Here is a 19218-nt window from a genome sequence, read left to right as displayed (position 1 = left end):
GGATGCTTCACGAGATTGATGACCTGCGTCAGGAACGGCAGCGGGTGGAGGCCCGGCCCTCGACCGAGGGAGCCCCACCCGTACTCACCGTCTTCGATGTCGTTGCAGCGGTCGATCCGCAGGACTACATCCGTCGGGTACGGTCGGTACTGTCCGCCGCGCTCGATCTCGCCATTACCGAGTCCTTCGACGACGAAGACCTGCCGACCGAGGGCATTCCCGAATGGTTCGCGGTAGCGAGCGGCGCCGCCGGGGGTGAGACCGCGGATTTCTCCCGCCGCGGCATGGATCGCTACCACGCAGCCGTCAACGAAAAATCGTGGGACCTGCAGTGGTGGCTTTTCGAATTCGATCCCGACAACGAGTTCAGGGGTTGGGCATGGTGGGACGCCACACAGGCAGGGGACGGACACGTGCGCGTCTGGACCGATAGCTGGGGTGAATCTTTTTTCGCTTGTGACGAATTGCGCTGGCTCCTGTACACGGCTGGCGCGGACGAGGTCTCTGGGCCCGTTCTGGCAGACACCTCGGAATGGGCGCAAGAAATCACTGAACAGTGATAATGAGACCCACACACCAGCCCGTGAAAGTTTCCGGCAGCCGCCTCGTCCGCGCCCGGTACACCGCGGAAACGATCACCGTTTACCAGGCGTACCCGCCGCAGATCGCGCTGCCGGCAGTCGCCGCCGGCACGTTCGTGGCACCCTTCAAACGCGACCGCATGACCTGGATCAAGCCGTCGTTTCGCTGGATGATGTACCGCTCCGGCTGGGCAACCAAGCCCGGCCAGGAACGAGTTCTGGCGATTCAGATCAGCCGAGCCGGATTCGAATGGGCCCTGCGCCACGCCTGCCTGAGCCACTTCGAACCGGGACTGCACGACAGCGAATCCGCCTGGCGGTCTCTGAAGACAACCAGCCCGGTACGAGTGCAGTGGGACCCCGAGCGCGCCACTGACCTCTCGCCCCTGGCCGACCGCGCGATCCAAGTGGGATTGTCCGGCGAGGCCGTCGATCTGTACGTGGACCAATGGATCGTCGAGCTCCGCGACATCACGCCCCTGGTACACGCCATCCACGAGGACGTACGGGCCGGAAGACGAGACAGAGCCGACGCCGCAATCCCGGCAGAGGTGCACTACCCACTTCCCGCGGACATTCGCAGCCGATTGGGCTCCTCCGGGTGAGCGAAGGCAAACCGTCCGCGGCACGACGGCTGACGAACGCGATCGGCAGCCTCTGACCCGCGTCCGCATCACCTTCCGCGCCATGGCATACGACTGACGCTGCGCGACCCATCCGAAGCCCTACGTCGCCACAGGCCCCATGCCAGCCCATGGCCGACATCCAGGGGCAACGGGCATGCCCAGCGGCTCCGACCGCCCCGCGCCGCCCGGCCGCGACGAAATCCACAACCGAGTGCGTCCCGATCCAGTGGCCAGACTGTCAGCCGGATCCAGCAACGGTTCGAATGGCCAGGGATGACAACAGCTGACGATACGTCAGTTCATCCAGCACGGATCCAGCACCGGGCACGACGACGGGTCGGCCCGAATCGGACCGACCCCGCCTGACCTGCACGTTTGCCAGATCGCTACGCCAACGCTATGGCACCCGTCACACGTTGAACCGGAATGTCGGCGCTACCGCTATGACCTGCGCGAACTTGGATTCCGGCGACCGGATCCAGCAACGATCCAGCAGCCGGGGCGGTCCGGTGAGCGAGCGCCACCGGCGCCGCCGCGGGCACATCGCTTGGCACCGGGCCCAACGCCTGATCCAGGGCCTGCCGGCAGCGCTCCCACGCGGCGGGCACCAGGTGTAATGGCGACGTCGGGTATTGGAACTGTTCGAGTGCCCCTTGAGGCGGCCGTTGCCGCCGGGGTCGTCACGATTGGCAGGCTCGGATCAGAGACGCAAGGACAGTGCCTGGGTCGTGTAGGGGACGGGCGCCGTCGATGACGACTCGGCGTGTGCCAGGATCCACCGGGTCCGTCTGTGCCCAGTCGGGAGACCCGATGTTGATCTCGACCTCCAGCCCTGACGCTGTGGCAAAGCGTCGTTCGCTGATCGGTCCCCACGACTGGGTTCTGACCAGCTTGCCGAGGGCGAGCTCGACGGCCCATGCGTTGTCGGAGTACTGGGACTCGTCAGTCGTGAGAAGGACGAGGTCGATGTCGGAGTCAGGCCGTGCGGCATTGCGAGCGCACGATCCGACAAGTAGGAGACCGACGACGTCGTGGCGGCCTGCGGCCCACCGCGTGACGCGGTCGATGATCTCTTTCGTTTCGGCAGTCCGTTCCGGTGAGATCACAGGTCGCTGACTCGCTGGCTGGTTGTCACGGTGCGTCGTGTTGCCTCCGGGGTGAGTAGGGTGGCGGACTTCCGCGGCGTAGTTGGCCCAGTCGGCCCCGCCGTGGACTTGTAGTCCAGGTCATTAGGGAGACGGCACCCCCGCCACGGCGACGACCTCACACCACCGGTACCCACCCAAGGCCACCGCCATGACCAGCGTGTTCTGCGGCATCGACTGGGCCACCGGCCACCACGACATCGCACTGCTCGACGAGGCCGGCACCCTCCTGGACAAGCTCCGCATCGACGACACCCCCGTCGGCCTCAGCCAGCACCTGCATCTGCCCCAGCACGGCGACAGCCCAGAGAACCTGATCCCGGTCGCCATCGAGACCTCTCACGGTCTCCCCAGATCCAACGTCAATCCACCGGCGGCGGTTCGGGTCGGGAGCTGACGAGTGGCAATTCGATGGCGATGGGAGTCAGGTCACGCCAGCTGCAGCTGTAGGGCCGAAGACCAGCGCAGAAGACCGGCCGCCGGTTAGGCTCGACGGGCGATCACGATCCACAAGCAGTGTCGACCTTCACGCTTCCGGAGAGGCGGTATCACCCCATGAGCAGCGCAGGCGGGGCGTCCCAGGCACCGGACCCCCGACTCGTCCGGCTGGCCGGTCAGTCCCGCAACTTCGGGTTCCTCCTGCCGCACCTCCCACTGCTCGTGGCGTACGGAACCGCTGCCGAGAGCCATGTCTTCAGCGACCCGAACACATCGCTCATCAAGTCCCGTCAGTTCGCGGAGGCCATGGCGGCCGACCTGGTCAGCCGGGGCCGGGTCCGGGTGGAAGGCAGCACCCAGTTTGACCGACTGCGGGCGCTGGACAGGGAGGGATACCTGCACGGCGACGTGAGCACCGGCTTCCACGAGGTGCGCACCCTCGGCAACGAAGCGAGCCATGCGGGACTCGACAGCGCCGATGACGCCTTCCGGGCCCTGCGCAGTTGCTTCCGTCTCGGGGTCTGGTACCACCGGCTGCTCACCGGCTCGCGCGAGCAGCTGCCGTTCGTGCCGCCCAGCCCCGACCGAACCCCGGCCGCCGAGAACGAGCGCCTGCTTCAGGACGTCGCCCAGGCCCGCAAGGAACTCGAAGACGCCCGCCTCAGCTACCACGACCAGGCATCCCAGGCCCAGGCCGAACAGGCCGCCCGGAGCGCCGTCGAGCGTGAGCTGGCCGAGGCAAAGGCCGAGCGTGAGGAGCTGGCCCGCGCCATCGCGGCCATGCAGGACCAGCTCAAGGAGTTCCAGGCCGCCGCCGAGGCCACGCGGATCGGCCGCAGCCGCGCCGACCGGGCCGCCGCGTCGGCCGCCGTCGCCGAGCGCGCCCGTCTCCTCGACAACGCGGAGCAGGCCTCCCGCGAACCCCTAACCGAGGTGCAGGTCCGCGAGCGGCTCGACGCGATGCTCAGGGCGGCCGGATGGGACGTCCAAAACGGCGGCGCGAACCTCAACCTCCACGTCCAGGGCGACCGGCGGGGCAACGGCGTCGCCGTTCGCGAGGTCACCACTGCCAAGGGCCGCGCCGACTACGCCCTCTACGTCGACCGCAAACTCGTCGGCGTCATCGAGGCCAAGCGCGAGGGCGCCGACCTATCCGCCGCCGAGGCACAGGCCGACCGTTACGCCGACCATCTCACCGACGCCCAGCAGCGCCTCAACGCCTGGCGCACCCCGCTCCCGTTCCGCTACGTGAGCGACGGCGGCGAGACCCGCTTCCGGTCCGTCCTGGACCCGGACTCCCGTACCCGCCGCATCTTCTCCTTCCACCAACCGCGCACCCTCGCCCGCTGGGTCCGCCAGGCCGAGGAGGACGAGCAGGCCCCCAGCTACCGGGCCCGGCTGCGCTGGCGCATGCCCGACCTCGACGAACGCCCGCTGCGCCCGGCGCAGGTCGCGGCGGTCCGCGGCGTGGAGGACTCGGTGGCGCTCGGCAAGGGCCAGCACGGGATGGGGCAGTCCCGCTCCCTCGTCCAAATGGCCACCGGCGCTGGCAAGACATTCACGGCGGTGACGTTCTCGTACCGGATGCTCAAGCACGCGCGTGCCGAGCGCGTCCTGTTCCTCGTCGACCGCAACAACCTCGGTGTGCAGGCCTTTGCCGAGTTCGAGAACTTCAAGACCCCCGACACCGACCGCAAGTTCGCCGACCTCTACAACGTCCAGCGCCTCGGCGCGGAGGGCATGTTCGCCTCCTCCAAGGTCGTCATCTCCACCGTCCAGCGCCTCTACATGGAGCTGACCGGCGCGAGCCTGCCGGGCAGCGACCGCGGCGACGGCGAGATCGACTACGACGTCGACGTGCCGGGCGGCATCCGGGTCGGCTACAACGCCGACATCCCTCCGGAGGCTTTCGACCTGATCGTCGTCGACGAGTGCCACCGCTCCATCTACGGCAAGTGGCGCTCCGTCCTCGAATACTTCGCCGCCCCCATCGTCGGCCTCACCGCCACCCCCGTCGCCCAGACCTTCGGCTACTTCAACGGCAACCTGGTCAGCGAGTACTCCTACCAGGAGGCGGTGGCCGACCGCGTCAACGTCGACTTCTCCGTCTACGAAATCGAGACGCGGATAACGGCCGAGGGCGGTGTCATCGCACACGGCACCATCCCGGTCCGCGACCGCCGCACCCGCCGCCAGCGCTATGAGGACATCGACGAGGACATCGAGTACGGCGCCAACCAGGTCGGTGTCGGAGTCATCAGCAAGGATCAGCTGCGTACGGTCGTCCAAACCTTCCACGACCGGCTGTTCACGGAGATCTTCCCCGAGCGGGCCAAACACGACCCGGCCACGGGCGCGCTGCGGTGGGACGAGATGTACGTGCCCAAGACTCTGGTCTTCGCCAAGAACGACAACCACGCGGAGGAGATCGTCGAGGTCGTCCGCGATGTCTTCGGCAAGGGCAACGACTTCTGCGCGAAGATCACCAGCGCGGCCCGCAACGCCTCCGAGCGCCTCGCGGCCTTCCGTAACCTCCCGGAGCTGCGTATCGCGGTCACCGTCGACATGATCGCCACGGGCACGGACGTCAAGCCGCTGGAATGCCTGCTGTTCCTCAGGGACGTCAAGAGCTGGGCATACTTCGAGCAGATGAAGGGCCGCGGCGCCCGGACCCTGTCCCTCACCGACTTCGAGAAGGTCACCCCCGGCGTCGGTCCCAAGACCCGCTTCGTGATCGTCGACGCGGTCGGCGTGACGAAGAAGCCGAAGGTCGACGCGGCACCGCTGGAACGCCACACCGAGAAGCAGATCAGCCTGGAGAAGCTGCTCCGCAAGACCGCAGCGAACACCATCGAGGAGGAAGAGGTCTCCACCCTCGCGGCCCGCCTCGCCAAGCTCGACATCCAGATGACGGACGAGGAGCGCGCCGAGATCCAGCGGCTGAGCGGCGGGCTGGAACTGAAGAAGATCGTTCACGGGATGGTCGAAGCCGTCTCGGCGGACCGGCAGCTGGAAGTCCGTGAGGCCGCCGAGCGCGCGGGCCGCGACCCCGAGCGCGCGGTACGCGACCTCATCGAGCAGTCCGTCCGCCCCCTCGCCGCGACACCCCCGCTACGCGCCCGCCTGCTGGAGATGCGGCGCGCGAAGGACATCCTTTACGACGAGAACGGCACCGACGAGCTGCTTCGCGCGGGGGCCGTCGCCCACGACGAGGACACGGCGACGGAGACGGTCCGCGACTGGCGCCGCTACATCGCGGAGAACCGTGACGAGATCGCGGCGATATCCGTCGCGTTCAGCGCCGGCTCCGACGTGCCGCCCGGCGTCGCCATGGACCGGCTTAAGGACGTGGCCCGCAGCATCGCCCGCCCTCCGCGCGCGTGGACTCCGGACAGACTGTGGAAGGCGTACGAGAAGGTCGGCGAGGCGGTGACAGACGGAGCCCAGCGCAAGCACACGGCCTCCGATCTGCTCGCCCTGCTCCGCTACGAACTCGCGGGCGGCGCTGCACAGGGCGTCCCGGCACCCTGCCCGTACGAGGAGCTCGTGCGCGAGCGCTATCAGGCTTGGATCGCCCGCCAGGAACAGACGGGCGCGCGTTTCACCGAACGGCAGCGCTGGTGGCTCGACCGCATCGCCGCGGCGACGGCCGAGCGTGTACGCTTCGACACCGCTGACCTCGATTACGCCCCTTTCACCTCGCGCAACGGCACGGACGGGTTCATCGCCGAATTCGGGGGGACGCGGGCGGAACACATCATCAATGAGCTGGACAGGGAGCTGAGCGCGTGACGACCGACTCGGGCGTGGAGCCGGGGGGTTCGGGCTCCGAGGGGGATGTCACGAGCGAGCTGCCTCGGGGGTGGGTTCGCACAACACTCGGAGAGATCATCTCTCCGATTTCGGATAGGTATAAACCGACCGCGGGAGACGACCTTCCGTATCTGGGGATGGATAACGTCGAGTCGCATACGGGGCGGGTGATGAACTTCGGCTCGGCTGCTTCGATCAAAAGTTCATCGCCCATCGTAAGGCCAGGATATCTCCTGTATGGGCGGTTGCGACCCTATCTGAACAAGGTGGTTCTTGCCGACTTTGATGGCATTTGCTCGGGGGAATTTATTGTTTTCCCTCCGAGTGGAGCCATCGATTCTCGCTTCTTGCTGCATCGGCTTTTGAGTCCTGATTTCGTCCGCTATGTTATGCAGAAAAACCCGAAGGGTGACCGCCCTCGGGCTTACTGGGAGCAATTCTCGAATTTCCCTACCTTGCTTCCGCCTTTGAGTGAACAGCACCGCATCGTCGCCAAACTGGACGAGCAGTTGACATACATCGAGGCGGGAGAGAGGTCGCTGGATGCCGCCGATGAAAAAAAGGAACAGTTGCTCCAAGCCGTCCTCCGTAGTGCCTTGCGTGGAAAACTTGCTTCCGAGGATCTCTCTGAGGGCGATGCGCAGGACCTGGTGCCGGACGCCGTTGCCCTGAGCGAGGGGCCTTGGGACATCCCCGATAAATGGCGATGGGCAACTATAGGGAATCTTTTCAAGGTTGCTGTTGGGTCGACTCCCGCACGTGGTAATTCTTCCTACTGGGGTGATGGTATCCCCTGGGTGAGTAGCGGAGAGGTGTCTTTCGCTCGCATTTCATCCACGAAAGAGTCAATCACGATTGATTCGATCGCTAATCCTGAGGGTCGAATTCATCCGCCCGGGACTGTGATGATTGCGATGATTGGCGAAGGGCGAACTAGGGGACAGGCGGCAATCCTTGATATTGCTGCAGCGCATAATCAGAACTGCGCATCGATTCGCGTTTCTGAAACCGACATCCTGCCCGAGTTCGTATACTACTTTCTTATGGCGCGTTACGTGGAAACTCGTCGGGAAGCTTCGGGTGGCAATCAGCCGGCGCTCAATAAGGGAAAGATTCAGAACCTCAAGATTCCAATTCCTCCTCTTGGTACGCAGCGGAATATAATTGCCCTTGTTCAGGAGTTGGAGGAGGATCTGCGTGGACTGGGGGAGGCGGTGGGTGACGGGCGGGCGAGCGCTTCGAAGCTCCGTAACGCCCTCCTTCACGCCGCTTTCACCGGGGTCCTGGTTTCCCAGGACCCCGGTGACGAGCCCGCTCCTGTCCTCCTCGACCGGATCCGCGCGCTGCGGGCTGCCGACGACAAGCCGACCAGGCGTAAGAGCGTGCCTCGTGCGACGTCCCCGACCGCTCCCCAGGCCCCCGGCCGACCGCTTTCCTTTGGCACCCAGGAAACACTCCCTCTGTGAGCACCATCATGAGCAGCAGCACCGAGAAGCCAGCCCCCACGGACCCCACTGATGCAGTGGCCTCCTCGGCACCCGGTGAGGTTCCCGTCCCCCGAACGGCTGAAGCCAAGACCAAGGATGCCCCCGCCACCCCGGCCTCAACGTCCACCCTCGTCAACCGCCTCTGGTCGTACTGCGAACTGCTGCGCCACTCCGGCGTCTCGACCCTCGACTACGTCGAGCAGCTCACCTACCTCCTCTTCCTGAAGATGGCCGACGAGCGCGCCAACCGCCCGGCGGCCTTCCGGCGCAACGTCCCCGAGAAGCCTCTCGTCCCCGAGGGCCGGGACTGGAAGAGCCTGACGACCCGGTCCGCCGAAGCGCTGCTCGACCACTACGAGTTCATCCTCAAGGATCTCGGCCAGCGCGGCGGCACCATGCTCGGTGAGGTCTTCACCAAGGCGCAGAACAAGATCCATGAGCCGGCCGTCCTCGACCGCCTGATCAAGGACCTGATCGACCCCTACACCTGGACCACCGAGAACCAGGACCTCAAGGGCGACGCCTATGAAGGCCTTCTCCAGCGCGGTGCCGAGGACCGCAAGACCGGCGCCGGCCAGTACTTCACGCCCCGCCCGCTCATCGACGCCATGGTCGACTGCGTCCGGCCGAAGCCTGGTGAGACCATCACCGACCCGGCCTGCGGCACTGGCGGCTTCCTCATTGCGGCGCACGCCCACCTGGTCCAGAGCTACGAGGACGAGCTCTACGGCGACAAGGGGCGCGCCCTCCAGACCGGCGCGATCACCGGTTACGAACTCGTTCGCGAGACCGGCCGCCTCGCCCTGATGAACATGCTGCTGCACGGCATCGGAAGCTCCGAGGCCAAGCCGCTCATCACCATCCAGGACTCCCTGGCCCGCCCGCCGAAGCGGCACTACGACATCGTGCTCGCCAACCCACCCTTCGGCGTCGGCTCGGTGACCGGCGAGTCGTACACCTCCCGCACCGACTTCTGGGCGCCGACGACGAACAAGCAGCTCAACTTCGTCCAGCACATCTACAACCTGCTGAAGACCAACGGCCGAGCCGCCCTGGTCCTCCCCGACAACGTCCTCTTCGAAAGCGGCGCCGGCGAGACCATCCGCCGGAACCTCCTCAACCTCTGCGACGTCCACACCCTGCTGCGGCTACCCACCGGCATCTTCTACGCCAACGGCGTCAAGGCCAACGTCCTGTTCTTCGACAAGACCGGCCAGCGCACCGGAGGCCGCCCCGGCACGCGCCAGCTCTGGGTCTACGACTTCCGCACGGACCAGCGCTTCACGCTCAAGCAGCGCCAGCTGGGCCGCCAGCACCTCGACGACTTCGTCGCCGCGTACCACTCCGGCGGCAGGGACTTCAGCAAGCGCACCCCGAGCGACCGTTTCCGCGCGTACGACTACGACGAGCTGATCGCCCGGGACAAGGTCAATCTTGACCTCACGGTGCTCAAGTCCGACACCGCCGGGACTACGGAGTACGCGTCACCGGACGTGATCGCCCAGGAGATCATCGACGAACTCGAAGTGGCACTGGCCCAGTTCACGGCCGTGGCCCGCGCACTGAAGAAGGACGTGCCACCGTCGGCCGACGAGGACTAGAGCCAGCGGACGGGCCGGTGGTTCACCGTGAACCACCGGGCCATCCGCTGTTCGCGTCTCTCCGAGTTCAGAGCTCGCCCGCGATCACACCCGCCCGGAACGCGGCCCACTCCGACGCGGTGAACCGCAGCGGTTCCCGCTCCGGGTTCTTCGAATCACGTACGGCCCGCGCGCCGTGCAGCAGTTCGGCGACCTCGACGCAGTCGTTCTCGGCTCCACTGGCTGTGGCCTTACGCCAGACGGCACCATCGAGGTCTTGGTCGTACAGCTCAGTTTTGCGGTCGGTCACTTCCGAAAGCCTTCTTCCAGCTCGGCGATGCGTACGAGTGAGTCCTCAGCGGGCAAGGCGGTGGCGCGAATGCGCTCGTACGCCCGCTCGAAGGGGACCGCGTCCTCGCCTTCAACGTACGTGGCTCCGCCTGGGTTCTCCAAGAGGACGACGCTCGGCAGCGGTGCCCGGAACTTGGTGAGCGAGAAGGCGCCTTCAAGCCCTGGGTGGGGTGTTGCGTCGAGAGGCATCAACTGCACTGTCACATTGGGAAGTTCCGCATTCTCGCGGAGTCTGCGCAGCTGCTCTCGCATGGTGCCGGGCCGACTCGCGAACCTCAGGCGCTAGGCTGCCTCGTGGATGATCGCCCAGAACTCCAGAGGGGCGCCGGGCCGACTGAGCACGGATTGGCGCGCCATCCGCACCTCCGCCAAGGCAGTGACCTCGTCGGCGCTTCGGGTGGTGGTGATTCCGGCGATCGTCTCGCGCGCGTAGGCGGCGCTCTGCAACAGTCCCGGAATCAGGAGGGGCGACCATGAGCAGACCATCTCGGCATCCGTTTCCAGGGAGATGTAGTCCGCATACAGGGGACCGACAACCTGCGAATACGCCTGCCACCAGCCCTTCTTCGCCGCATCGTTTCGCAGCTGCTCCAGAGTGTCGCGAACCTCGGGGTCGTCCACTCCGTAGATCGTGAGGAGCTTGTCCAGGTCAGCGGGTCGGATCGCCTGTACGGCATTCTCGATCTTCGACATCTTCGGGCTCTGCCACGACATCGCGGAGGCGGCGCGGTCCAGGCTCAGGCCGGCCTCGTTGCGGAGCCTGCGAAGCGCTCCTCCAAGTCGACGGCGCCTGACGGTTGGGGCCAAAGGGGCGTTCGGCATACCGACATGGTGCCATTTGCGCCACGCCCTGACGGCAAGCAAAGGGAAACCGTCACCCATCGGGGTAGAAAGGTTGCGATTCTGGGGAGTTGATGGCTGCCCTCAAGGCATCGTGAGGCGAGGAAAGTTCGCCCCCGACGCAGAAGAGTGCCCATGCCCCACTCCCTCGGCTGGTACCACACCCCCATCCCCTCCGGCTTCGTCCTCCACCTCACCGCCACTCCCGACCACCTCCGCGCCACCCGCACCCTCATCGCCAAGACGCTCGCTGACGCCGGGGTCAGTCAAGACCTCGTGTACTCGGCGCAGTTGGTGATGTCCGAGCTGTGCGGGAACGCGGTCCGCGCGTGTGGTGACTTCGTTCCGCTAGTCGCCGAGGTGGGCGTCACGTCCTTGGGGTGCGGTGAGGACGCGGGGCGGGGTGTCCGGGTCAGGCTGCACGACCGGTACCGCCGGATGCTGCCCGTGCGGGGCGGCGTACGGCTCGACGATCCCGAGGCGGAGTCGGGGCGGGGACTGCCGCTGGTCGATCTGCTCGCACCGGGGTGGCGGGTAACGGGGACGCCGGTCGGTAAGCAGGTGCGCTGCTGGATTCCGGCTCAGTAGGAGAACAAGGTCTGGCAGGCCGAAAAAAGTACTGCTCGGGGCCCCTGGACGCCGCCCTTGCGCCTACCCTGGAAGGGAGTTGATCGCCTGCGGTCCGATCGGCCGGTTCCGATGTGTTCTCGGAGCTCTTCGTCACCGGATCCGGCGCTGCCGGACCAGGGGAGTGGCCCGTCGGCGTATCCACTCGGACAGGGACGTTCGAGAACGGGTGGGGCATGGCGACGGAGCGCGAGAACATCGGGGCGAGAGGGCCGGAGGGGCACTGGACGGCAGACGGTATCTTCCGGCGCTGGCAGCGGTTCTTCGAACAGAAGCCGAGTCTCAAAGGGCTGACCCGGCTGGAGTTCACCGAGCACATCGCGTATCTGCTCTTCCTCAAGTTCGACCATGAACGTGCCCAGCGGACGGGGGTGTTCGCGAGCCCGCCGATCGCGCCGGCGGGCAGCTGGCCGAGCCTCGTACTCGCCGGCGGTGAGGATCTGCACCGTGCCCTGACCGGGTTGATGACCGAACTCGGCAAGCCGAACCCGCAGGATCCCCGCCGGGCCATCGCGAGTGTCCTCTTCCATGACTCCCGCCCCTGGCCGGCCGACAAGATGGCGGATCTTGGGCGGCTGATCGTCGAAGAGTTCGACCCGTACCGCTGGTCGGATGTGCGCCGGGACGAGCTCGGTTCCGCCTTCTCGCTGTTGATAGCCGACTGCCGGGACGACATCCGGGCCAAGCGGGAGACGGGTCAGTTCCTCACGCCGCCCCACCTGCTCACCGTGATAGCCAAGGCGCTCGCCCCCACTCCACGGGACCGGGTCATCGACGCGGCCGTCGGGGTCGGCACCAGTCTCATCGCCGCCCACCGCGAGATGGCCGCGCACGGGGACCGTGTGGACGCCGCCGCCATCGCGAGCGCCGACATCGACGTGCAGATGTGCCGTCTGGCGACGATGAACGTCCTCCTCAACACCGGGCGTCAGTTCCACGACGTACCGCCGATACTGCGCGCGGACTCGCTCGACACGAAGGAACGCCTGGTACGCCGGTACGAGCAGGACGTGGCCGCCACCGTCGCCATCTGTAACCCGCCGTTCAAGAGCAACGTCGAGGCGAACACCGAGCGGCGGGACGACTTCTGGGCTCAGAACGCCACGCTCCCCGCCAACTTCCTCCAGCATCTGGCGATCACTTTGCCGCAGGGGGCCAGAGCAGCCATCTTCGTCCCCGATGGTGTGCTGTTCCATGGCGGAGCGGCGGCCACCATCCGCAAGGCGCTCCTGAGGAACTGCGACGTGCACACCCTGCTGCGGCTGCCGACCGGCATGTTCCACGACACCGGCTCCAAGTCGAACGTGCTGTTCTTCACCAAGTCCGTCCTGCGCCCGAACGGCGATCCGGCGACCGACGAGCTGTGGGTGTACGACGCCCGCGACCTGCACCACACCGACACCGAGAACCCGCTCACGGAGGAGGACTTCGCGGAGTTCCTGGCGGCGTACCGGCCCGGAGAGGAGGGGCGCGTGGGGCGCGTCGAATCGTTGCGCTTCAAGCGGTACGACCGTAACGCCGTGCGCAAGATACTGGACAGCCGCACTGCCAGCCTCGACTTGAAGGCGCATCCCGCCGACGCGGCCGACGACTTCGGCGACCCGCGCGAGATCGCCCAGTCGATCGTGGATCACCTTGGCGACGCGCAGAGGAGCTTCCAGGTGGTGCTCGACTCGCTCAGCTGACGTTCGTTCCCCGTGCCGTCCTCATTCGCAGCTCTCGCTCCCCGCCAGCCGTACAGGAAGACCATGAACGCGACTCCCCAGCAGCCCGCCGTGCCCGCCCCGGTCCGCCAGACCGCGCGTGCCTTCGACATGACGTACACCGGACTCATCGATGTGAGCGACTTCGGCAACCGGCCGCCGGACAAGATCCAGCCCGCGTTCCGCTCTCGCGCCCTGGCCGCGCACGCCGTGCGCATCATGACCGGCTGGACCCCCGAGCGGGCGGCCGACTGTGTCATCGACGGCGGCCAGGACCAGGGGATCGACGCCATCGCCATCGACGAGGCGAACGCGCACATCTACCTCGTGCAGGCCAAATGGAGCCCCGAAGGGACGGCCAAGGCGGACGAGACCGCGGTGCACAAGCTCTTCGCGGGGCTCACCCTCATCGACTCCGGGGAGGCGGCCCAGTTCAACCCCCGCGGCCAAATACTCGCCAAACGGGCACACGACCTGATCGGTGAGAAGAGCACCCGGATCACCCAGGTGATCGCCCTCATGGGCACCAAGCCGCCTTCGCCGGGTGTGCTGCAGGTCATCAAGAACGGCGAGAAAGAGTTCAACTCCCACGGCGAGTACGTCGACCACCGCTTCCTGCAGGCCCCTGACATCCACGCCCTGGTGCTGAAAGACCAGCAGAGCGATCCCGTCACACTGACGGCGACGCTCCACCCCTGGTTCAGCGTACCCTCGCCCTACCTCTCCTACGAGGGCGTCATACAGGCCGAAGAGGTCGCGACCTGGGCCGAGCATGGCAACGAGCTGTTCGCTCGCAACATCCGCGACCCGCTGGGGCTCACCCCCATCAACAAGGAGCTGCTGGACACGCTCACCGGCGAGCCGTCCCACTTCTGGTACTTCAACAACGGCGTCACTGTCCTGTGCGACTCCCTGGAAGCGGTGCCCGGATCGCAGAAGTTCCCCGAGCGCCATCCCGTCCGCATCACCGCCAAGGGCGCCAGTGTCGTGAACGGTGCACAGACGGTGCGTTCCGTCATCGACGCGGCCGAGCAGTCCGATGAAGCCGGACTCGCCCAGGTCACCGTCCGGTTCATTGTCACCGGTGGCGACACCGAGTTCGCCAGCCGCACCACCCAGGCCACCAACCGGCAGAACCACATCACCGAGCGCGACCGGATCGCCCTCGAACCCGTCCAGGCGGTGCTCATCAAGGAGTTCCGTGCCGAACTGGGCCTCGTATACAGCGTGCGCCGCAGCGAACTCGAACCCCAGGACGACGAGGGCTGCTCCGTGGTGGAAGCCGCGTGCGCGCTCGCCTGCGCCCACAGCGGCAGCAGGTTCGCGGCCCGGCTCGTCGCGTCCGGCACCACCGACGTGCTGTGGGAACGGGGCGGCAGCGGCATCTACGACCCTCTCTTCCGGTCCGTGCCCAGCGTGTACGAGACCTGGAACGCCGTGAACGTCCTGCGGGCGGTGCGTACGGCTCTGCGTGCGGAACGCGAACAGTACGCCGGGCGCGCGGCCGCCGTCATCGACGACGGCACGTTCCTCATCACCCACCTGGTGTTCCGGCAACTCCTCGCCCAGGACGCCGGCATGGGCGAGCCGGACCAGTCGCTCACCTGGGCCGCCGAAGCCAAGGAGCAGGTGCCCGACCTGGTCAAGCGTGTCGTCCCGGCGCTCGTACAGGCTCTGGACGGAGTGGGAACCCGGTCGAGCCTGCAACGCGTGTGCGCCGATCCGGGGCAGGCCGCCGACCTCGTGACCGCGACTCTGGCAGCGCTCGAAGGCGGCGGGACCGAGGACGCCGCCGCGCAGTACCGGCGCGAGGAGAGCAAGCCCCGTAAGCGCCGCAGGCCCAACGCCGTGCATGTAATCGTCGACAAGGGCGCCCTGGAGGAAGGGGCACCGCTGCACCTGGCCCTGTACCTGCAGCCGGAGAAGGACGCGCTCGCCGCATGGCTCGACGCGAACCCGCGCCGGGCACTCGCGAAGTGGACCAACACCAACCGGGCACGTCCGATCGTCTGGGCCGCCGACGGCAACGCGTACTCGCCGAGCGGTCTCATCGCACGGATGTGGGAGCTGGCCGCGTGGGAAGGTCGTCCGGTCGCAAACCAGGGCACCGCCCGCTGGGCTACGCAGGACGGAGAGACGCTCGCCATCCTCGCCCGGCGGCTCCTCGACGGCATGGAGGAGTCGGGGGACGCCGAGTGACTGACTAGCGGCACGGGCTTTCGGGCCGTCACGCGAACTCGCGCTGTGCCTCGGCTCCGGCCGGCCGGAGCCCGACGCACTGATCGAACTGGAAGAGGAATTGCGTGGGCACATCACTCACCTTCTCCCCGAGCTCCGTGAGTCGGCCCGGCAGCTATGGCCCGACAGCATCGAGGCACTTCGACTGACGGCCCGGCTCGACGGAATCGAACAACAGACCAGGCAGGGTCTCGGGCACGGCGCACTCTCCGCTCACGTCCAGGTGCATCAGCTCGCTCGGGATTGCCAGTACCTGCTGGCCCGGCACACTGCGGAGAGCCAGCGATGACAGCCAAGATGCCCCCGCTGGCCTTCGTCTACGACCGCTGCGCCAGCCGCTCCCGCCGACAGCTCCACATGCGGTTGGAGGGCTGCCGCCACTACGCCAAGGGCATGGGCTGGGCCATTGCCGGGTGCTGGGTCGAGCTCGGCGAGCACGCACTCGCCGTGCACCGCCCGCAGCTGGCCGCGCTGCTGTCCGCCATGCGAGCAGAGGCGGACCACCTCGTCGAGGTGCTGTGCCTTGTGCACACCGGGGAAAGGCTGGCAACCGACACCACGCACCGTCTGCTGCTCCAACAGCGCGTCATCGCAGCCGGAGGCCGGACGGTCACCACGTTCGACGAGTCCGACCAGCCGACCCTGAGCGCCATTCTGGAAGGGAAGGCCCCGTGACTCCGCATCAGCGCCGCACCGTCACCTATCTGATGTGCCTGGCCGCGCTTGCTCTTGTCCTCATCATCGGCATCATGGGCGGTGGGCATGACTAGCCCGAGTCACCGTCCGCAGGTTGGCGATGAAGTTGAGTACACGACTGGCCGCCGGGCGATCGTCACCGACATCAGGAAGGGCATTCCGTACCTGAGAACTGCGGGGCGTAGGGAGTGGCCGGCAGAGGATCCGGACTCGCTGACGGTGATGCGGACGCGGTCGCAGCGGATCTCGGACGGTGATCTGTGGTGAGCCGCGCCCACGGCCGGGCAACCAAGAACACCCACCCGCTTATCCCTCTGCCGCCCACTGCTCGCCCTCGCAGCTTCTCGTCCTGACGCCTCCCAGCACGATTGTCAGGGACGCCGTATACGTCTCAGCGCCCCGGCCCTTCAAGGCGAATACGAGCCTCTGAAGCTGCCAGCGCAGCACACGCGGCGCGTCGGACCCTCCGGTGCGGCAACCGCACCGCCTCACTGATCCCCGCCCGGGGTGAACCACCGAACCAGAAGCGCCCGACGAAAGGAGCAGACATTGCCATTCCGCTCCCGAGAGCCGATGTGGACTGGACCGCGCTGCGGAACTTCGCGGCACTGCGAGGACAGCTCAGGGTCTCCCTGACCTCCATCTGCAACGCGAAGTGCTGGTTCTGCCACAACGAAGGCGACGTGCCGCCGCCGTTCACCCACCTGCACCGCAGCACCAAACCAGGCGCCCGCGAACTGGTCGCAGTCGACTGAACTACCAGCCGGCATGATCTGCCAGCATTTGAGTACTCATACTCACGTGCGGGCACCTGCACGGCTGCTACCTTCGCACCCGCGCGTGACATCGACAAGCACGTGGTTTGACAGGGGGCGGAGTGACGTTCGAGGAAGAGTGGGCCGAGCTCAAGCGGGAGAATTCGGTCCGCATGAACCTGGCCGGCACCGGCGGAGCGAGCTGGAATTCGGGTGGGCAGGGCACTCTTCGTTCTTCCCGGCAGGTATGGCACAAAGGCGCCCAGGGCGTGGGGTCGCTTCAGACGAACCTGAAGGCCGCGCTACGGGAGTTGGAGAGCAAGCAGGACGGGGCCGGGAGCGGGAACAGGGGAGTCGATGGCCTGCGCAGTACAGCCTCACACTTCAGTGCCTATCAGTCATGGCAACGGCGGCTCGATCTCGTAAGCCGGGAGTGCGAAGAGCTGAGGGACAAGTTGCAGAAGTCCGGTGATGCCTTTTACACGAGTGACGGTGCGATCAGTGAAGCCTTCCGCGAGCAGAAGACCGTACCGATGAAGAGCGCCGGCGCCGGTCACCCTCACCAGGACCGGAGGGCATACTGACGGTGAACCTCTCACAGCTGCGAACGCTCAGGCCATCGGAGTTCGAGGAAGCCGCCGACGGCTGGCACAAGGTCAGCAGCGCCGCGGGCGAGGCCAAGGACCGGGTGGACAACGAGATCCTTGCGACATTGCGGCACAGTCTGGAGGGCAAGGGGCGAGATGCGGCACTGGTGCGCCTGCAACGACTCAGCCGCAACTTCCAGTACACCCAGGTGGAAAGTGGTCTGATCCGTACCGCCCTGAACGGACTGGCCTCGGAGCTACGTGCGGCACAGAAGAAGTTGAACGACGCACTGGCGGATGCCGAGGCGGAGAAGTTCACGGTCAAACCGGACGGCACGGTCCATTGGGTTTCTCAGCGAGCGAAGGTTCCATTCAATCCTGAGCACACCACATGGGCAGGCGGCCCCGTGAGTGCGATTACCTCCGACCCCCAGCAGGCCAAGGCCCAGGCGTACGCAGATCGCATCGGTGCGGCCATCCAGGACGCCAACGAGGCGGACGCCCGCTACTCCCAGATCTTCGACCGTCTGAAGGCGGACAACAACCTCGACGTCACCACCTCGGGCTGGGCCGACGCCCAGCGGGACATGAGGTCCCTCCAGGCCGCGGACAAATACCTGCAGCCCGATGACATCCCGAATGGCAAGTCTCCTGCCGAGAACGCCAAGTGGTGGAAGAGCCTCTCCGCGGACGAGAGGGCCGACTACACCGCACTGTTCCCGGCGAGCATCGGCGCCTTGGATGGCATCCCGTCCGACGTTCGCGACGAGGCCAACCGGGCCGTCTTCACGGAGACACGGGCCGCTTACCAGACTCGGCTCGACGCGATGCCGCCGGAGCCCTGGCCCGAGTGGGTATCTGTCGGTGGCCCCTATGCCAGCATGGTGCAGAGTGATGAGTGGACGGCCTGGAACAACAAGTACCACGCTGAAGAGGTCAGGGCGGCCCTCAAGGGAATGGATGCCATCCAGAAGCGCCTCGACTCCACTGCCAAAGACGACCTCCCCGATGCTTACCTGTTGGGCTTTAGTCCGAACGGCACCGGGCGCGCGGTTATCGCCAATGGCAATCCCGACACGGCCGACCACACCGCTGTCTACGTACCAGGTACGACATCGAACCTCAGCGGGATCGAAGGCGACATCAAGCGTATGACTGACCTCTGGAAACAGTCTCACGCACTAGCGGACGGCCAGGAAGTCTCAACCGTTACATGGCTCGGCTATGACGCACCGCAAAAGTTGGGGAGGGATGCTCCTCAGAGCCATTTCGCGGATGAGGGGGCACCGGGATTCAACAACTTCATCGATGGCCTCAAGACCTCGCATGAATCGGGATCTGGTGGCCACCTCACTGCAATCGGCCACTCCTACGGCACCACACTCGTCGGCTCCGCTGCCCGTCAGGGCGATCTCAATGCCGATGACGTGGTATTCGCGGGAAGCCCCGGTGTCCAGGTGGGCAAGGCCACAGACTTGGACGTCCCGCAGGGGCATGTATGGAATGAAGAAGCCGACGGCGACGCTGTTCCGGATTTGGGTCGATGGGGCCATGGTGGAAGCCAATGGAAGTTCGGAGGCGGTGTCGGCATCATTCCCAGCGACGACCTCTTCGGAGCCAATCAGATGAGCACTGACACGGAGGGGCATAGTAATTACTGGAAACCCGAGTCGATGAGTCTGAAGAATCAGGCAGCCGTCGTCGTGGGCCAGTACGAGAAGGTAGTTACCGATGGCTAATCATTTTCGACC

Annotated in this window: 14 protein-coding genes and 2 pseudogenes; 13 read left to right on the top strand and 3 right to left on the bottom strand. The window is 66.3% G+C overall.

Going from position 1 to position 19218, the window contains the following annotated elements; translation table 11 throughout:
- Nucleotides 1-2 precede the first annotated feature (2 nt).
- Nucleotides 3-560: a hypothetical protein gene (locus EST92_RS08400; protein ID WP_129280306.1), complete on the top strand. Its 558-nt coding sequence runs from the start codon at nucleotides 3-5 to the stop codon at nucleotides 558-560.
- A gap of 23 nt (nucleotides 561-583) precedes the next feature.
- Nucleotides 584-1186 (top strand): DUF4291 domain-containing protein, encoded by a 603-nt coding sequence (locus EST92_RS08395; RefSeq protein WP_254068641.1) that lies wholly within the window; start codon nucleotides 584-586, stop codon nucleotides 1184-1186.
- Between the two features lie 701 nt (nucleotides 1187-1887).
- On the opposite strand, the gene EST92_RS08390 is transcribed toward EST92_RS08395, so the two are convergent.
- Entirely contained in the window at nucleotides 1888-2313 is a 426-nt protein-coding gene (locus tag EST92_RS08390) for a nucleotidyltransferase domain-containing protein (protein WP_129280304.1), read from the bottom strand.
- A 190-nt stretch (nucleotides 2314-2503) separates the two neighbouring features.
- Between EST92_RS08390 and EST92_RS08385 the strand changes: the two are divergent.
- The 4 genes and pseudogenes from EST92_RS08385 to EST92_RS08370 all read left to right on the top strand — a co-directional run.
- Nucleotides 2504-2701, top strand: a pseudogene (locus EST92_RS08385) (IS110 family transposase); the annotation flags it as partial.
- Nucleotides 2702-2907: 206 nt separating this feature from the next.
- A complete protein-coding gene (locus tag EST92_RS08380) occupies nucleotides 2908-6582 on the top strand; it encodes a DEAD/DEAH box helicase family protein (protein WP_129280303.1) in 3675 nt (1224 codons plus the stop codon).
- A gap of 158 nt (nucleotides 6583-6740) precedes the next feature.
- A complete protein-coding gene (locus EST92_RS08375) occupies nucleotides 6741-8069 on the top strand; it encodes a restriction endonuclease subunit S (RefSeq protein WP_129280302.1) in 1329 nt (442 codons plus the stop codon).
- An 8-nt stretch (nucleotides 8070-8077) separates the two neighbouring features.
- Nucleotides 8078-9691 (top strand): class I SAM-dependent DNA methyltransferase, encoded by a 1614-nt coding sequence (locus EST92_RS08370; protein ID WP_129280325.1) that lies wholly within the window; start codon nucleotides 8078-8080, stop codon nucleotides 9689-9691.
- A 67-nt stretch (nucleotides 9692-9758) separates the two neighbouring features.
- Here EST92_RS08370 and EST92_RS08365 read toward each other — a convergent pair whose 3' ends face one another.
- Nucleotides 9759-9980: a DUF397 domain-containing protein gene (locus EST92_RS08365; protein ID WP_129280301.1), complete on the bottom strand. Its 222-nt coding sequence runs from the start codon at nucleotides 9978-9980 to the stop codon at nucleotides 9759-9761.
- Nucleotides 9977-10843, bottom strand: a pseudogene (locus EST92_RS08360) (helix-turn-helix transcriptional regulator). Before EST92_RS08360 ends, EST92_RS08365 begins: the two are co-directional and overlap by 4 nt.
- A 153-nt stretch (nucleotides 10844-10996) precedes the next feature.
- Between EST92_RS08360 and EST92_RS08355 the strand changes: the two are divergent.
- The 7 genes from EST92_RS08355 (at nucleotide 10997) to EST92_RS08320 (ending at nucleotide 19206) form a co-directional block, all read left to right on the top strand.
- The gene (locus EST92_RS08355) at nucleotides 10997-11449 is read left to right on the top strand and encodes an ATP-binding protein (protein ID WP_129280300.1); all 453 of its coding nucleotides are present in this window, start codon (nucleotides 10997-10999) and stop codon (nucleotides 11447-11449) included.
- A gap of 215 nt (nucleotides 11450-11664) precedes the next feature.
- Entirely contained in the window at nucleotides 11665-13173 is a 1509-nt protein-coding gene (locus tag EST92_RS08350) for an N-6 DNA methylase (RefSeq protein WP_129280299.1), read from the top strand.
- A 63-nt stretch (nucleotides 13174-13236) separates the two neighbouring features.
- The gene (locus tag EST92_RS08345; protein ID WP_129280298.1) at nucleotides 13237-15390 is read left to right on the top strand and encodes an AIPR family protein; all 2154 of its coding nucleotides are present in this window, start codon (nucleotides 13237-13239) and stop codon (nucleotides 15388-15390) included.
- Between the two features lie 324 nt (nucleotides 15391-15714).
- Nucleotides 15715-16104 carry a recombinase family protein gene (locus tag EST92_RS08340; protein ID WP_129280297.1) on the top strand — a complete coding sequence of 130 codons (390 nt, stop codon included), beginning with the start codon at nucleotides 15715-15717 and terminating at the stop codon, nucleotides 16102-16104.
- A 596-nt stretch (nucleotides 16105-16700) separates the two neighbouring features.
- Complete coding sequence (locus tag EST92_RS08330) at nucleotides 16701-16880, top strand: hypothetical protein (protein ID WP_254068639.1); 180 nt, start codon at nucleotides 16701-16703, stop codon at nucleotides 16878-16880.
- A 122-nt stretch (nucleotides 16881-17002) separates the two neighbouring features.
- The gene (locus EST92_RS08325; protein WP_129280295.1) at nucleotides 17003-17464 is read left to right on the top strand and encodes a hypothetical protein; all 462 of its coding nucleotides are present in this window, start codon (nucleotides 17003-17005) and stop codon (nucleotides 17462-17464) included.
- Nucleotides 17465-17466: 2 nt separating this feature from the next.
- The gene (locus EST92_RS08320) at nucleotides 17467-19206 is read left to right on the top strand and encodes an alpha/beta hydrolase (protein ID WP_129280294.1); all 1740 of its coding nucleotides are present in this window, start codon (nucleotides 17467-17469) and stop codon (nucleotides 19204-19206) included.
- Nucleotides 19207-19218 lie beyond the last annotated feature (12 nt).

Source organism: Streptomyces sp. TM32 (genome assembly GCF_004122755.1).
Classification (GTDB): Bacteria; Actinomycetota; Actinomycetes; order Streptomycetales; family Streptomycetaceae; genus Streptomyces; species Streptomyces sioyaensis.
Note: the sequence above shows the minus strand (reverse complement) of the source record. Positions and strands in the feature narration are given on the sequence as shown.

Coding starts and splice junctions, on each gene's coding strand:
- EST92_RS08350 (WP_129280299.1), top strand. CDS start 11,665: ATGGCGACGGAGCGCGAGAACATCGGGGCGAGAGGGCCGGAGGGGCAC.
- EST92_RS08345 (WP_129280298.1), top strand. CDS start 13,237: ATGAACGCGACTCCCCAGCAGCCCGCCGTGCCCGCCCCGGTCCGCCAG.
- EST92_RS08370 (WP_129280325.1), top strand. CDS start 8,078: ATGAGCAGCAGCACCGAGAAGCCAGCCCCCACGGACCCCACTGATGCA.
- EST92_RS08400 (WP_129280306.1), top strand. CDS start 3: ATGCTTCACGAGATTGATGACCTGCGTCAGGAACGGCAGCGGGTGGAG.
- EST92_RS08375 (WP_129280302.1), top strand. CDS start 6,741: ATGGATAACGTCGAGTCGCATACGGGGCGGGTGATGAACTTCGGCTCG.
- EST92_RS08355 (WP_129280300.1), top strand. CDS start 10,997: ATGCCCCACTCCCTCGGCTGGTACCACACCCCCATCCCCTCCGGCTTC.
- EST92_RS08380 (WP_129280303.1), top strand. CDS start 2,908: ATGAGCAGCGCAGGCGGGGCGTCCCAGGCACCGGACCCCCGACTCGTC.
- EST92_RS08340 (WP_129280297.1), top strand. CDS start 15,715: ATGACAGCCAAGATGCCCCCGCTGGCCTTCGTCTACGACCGCTGCGCC.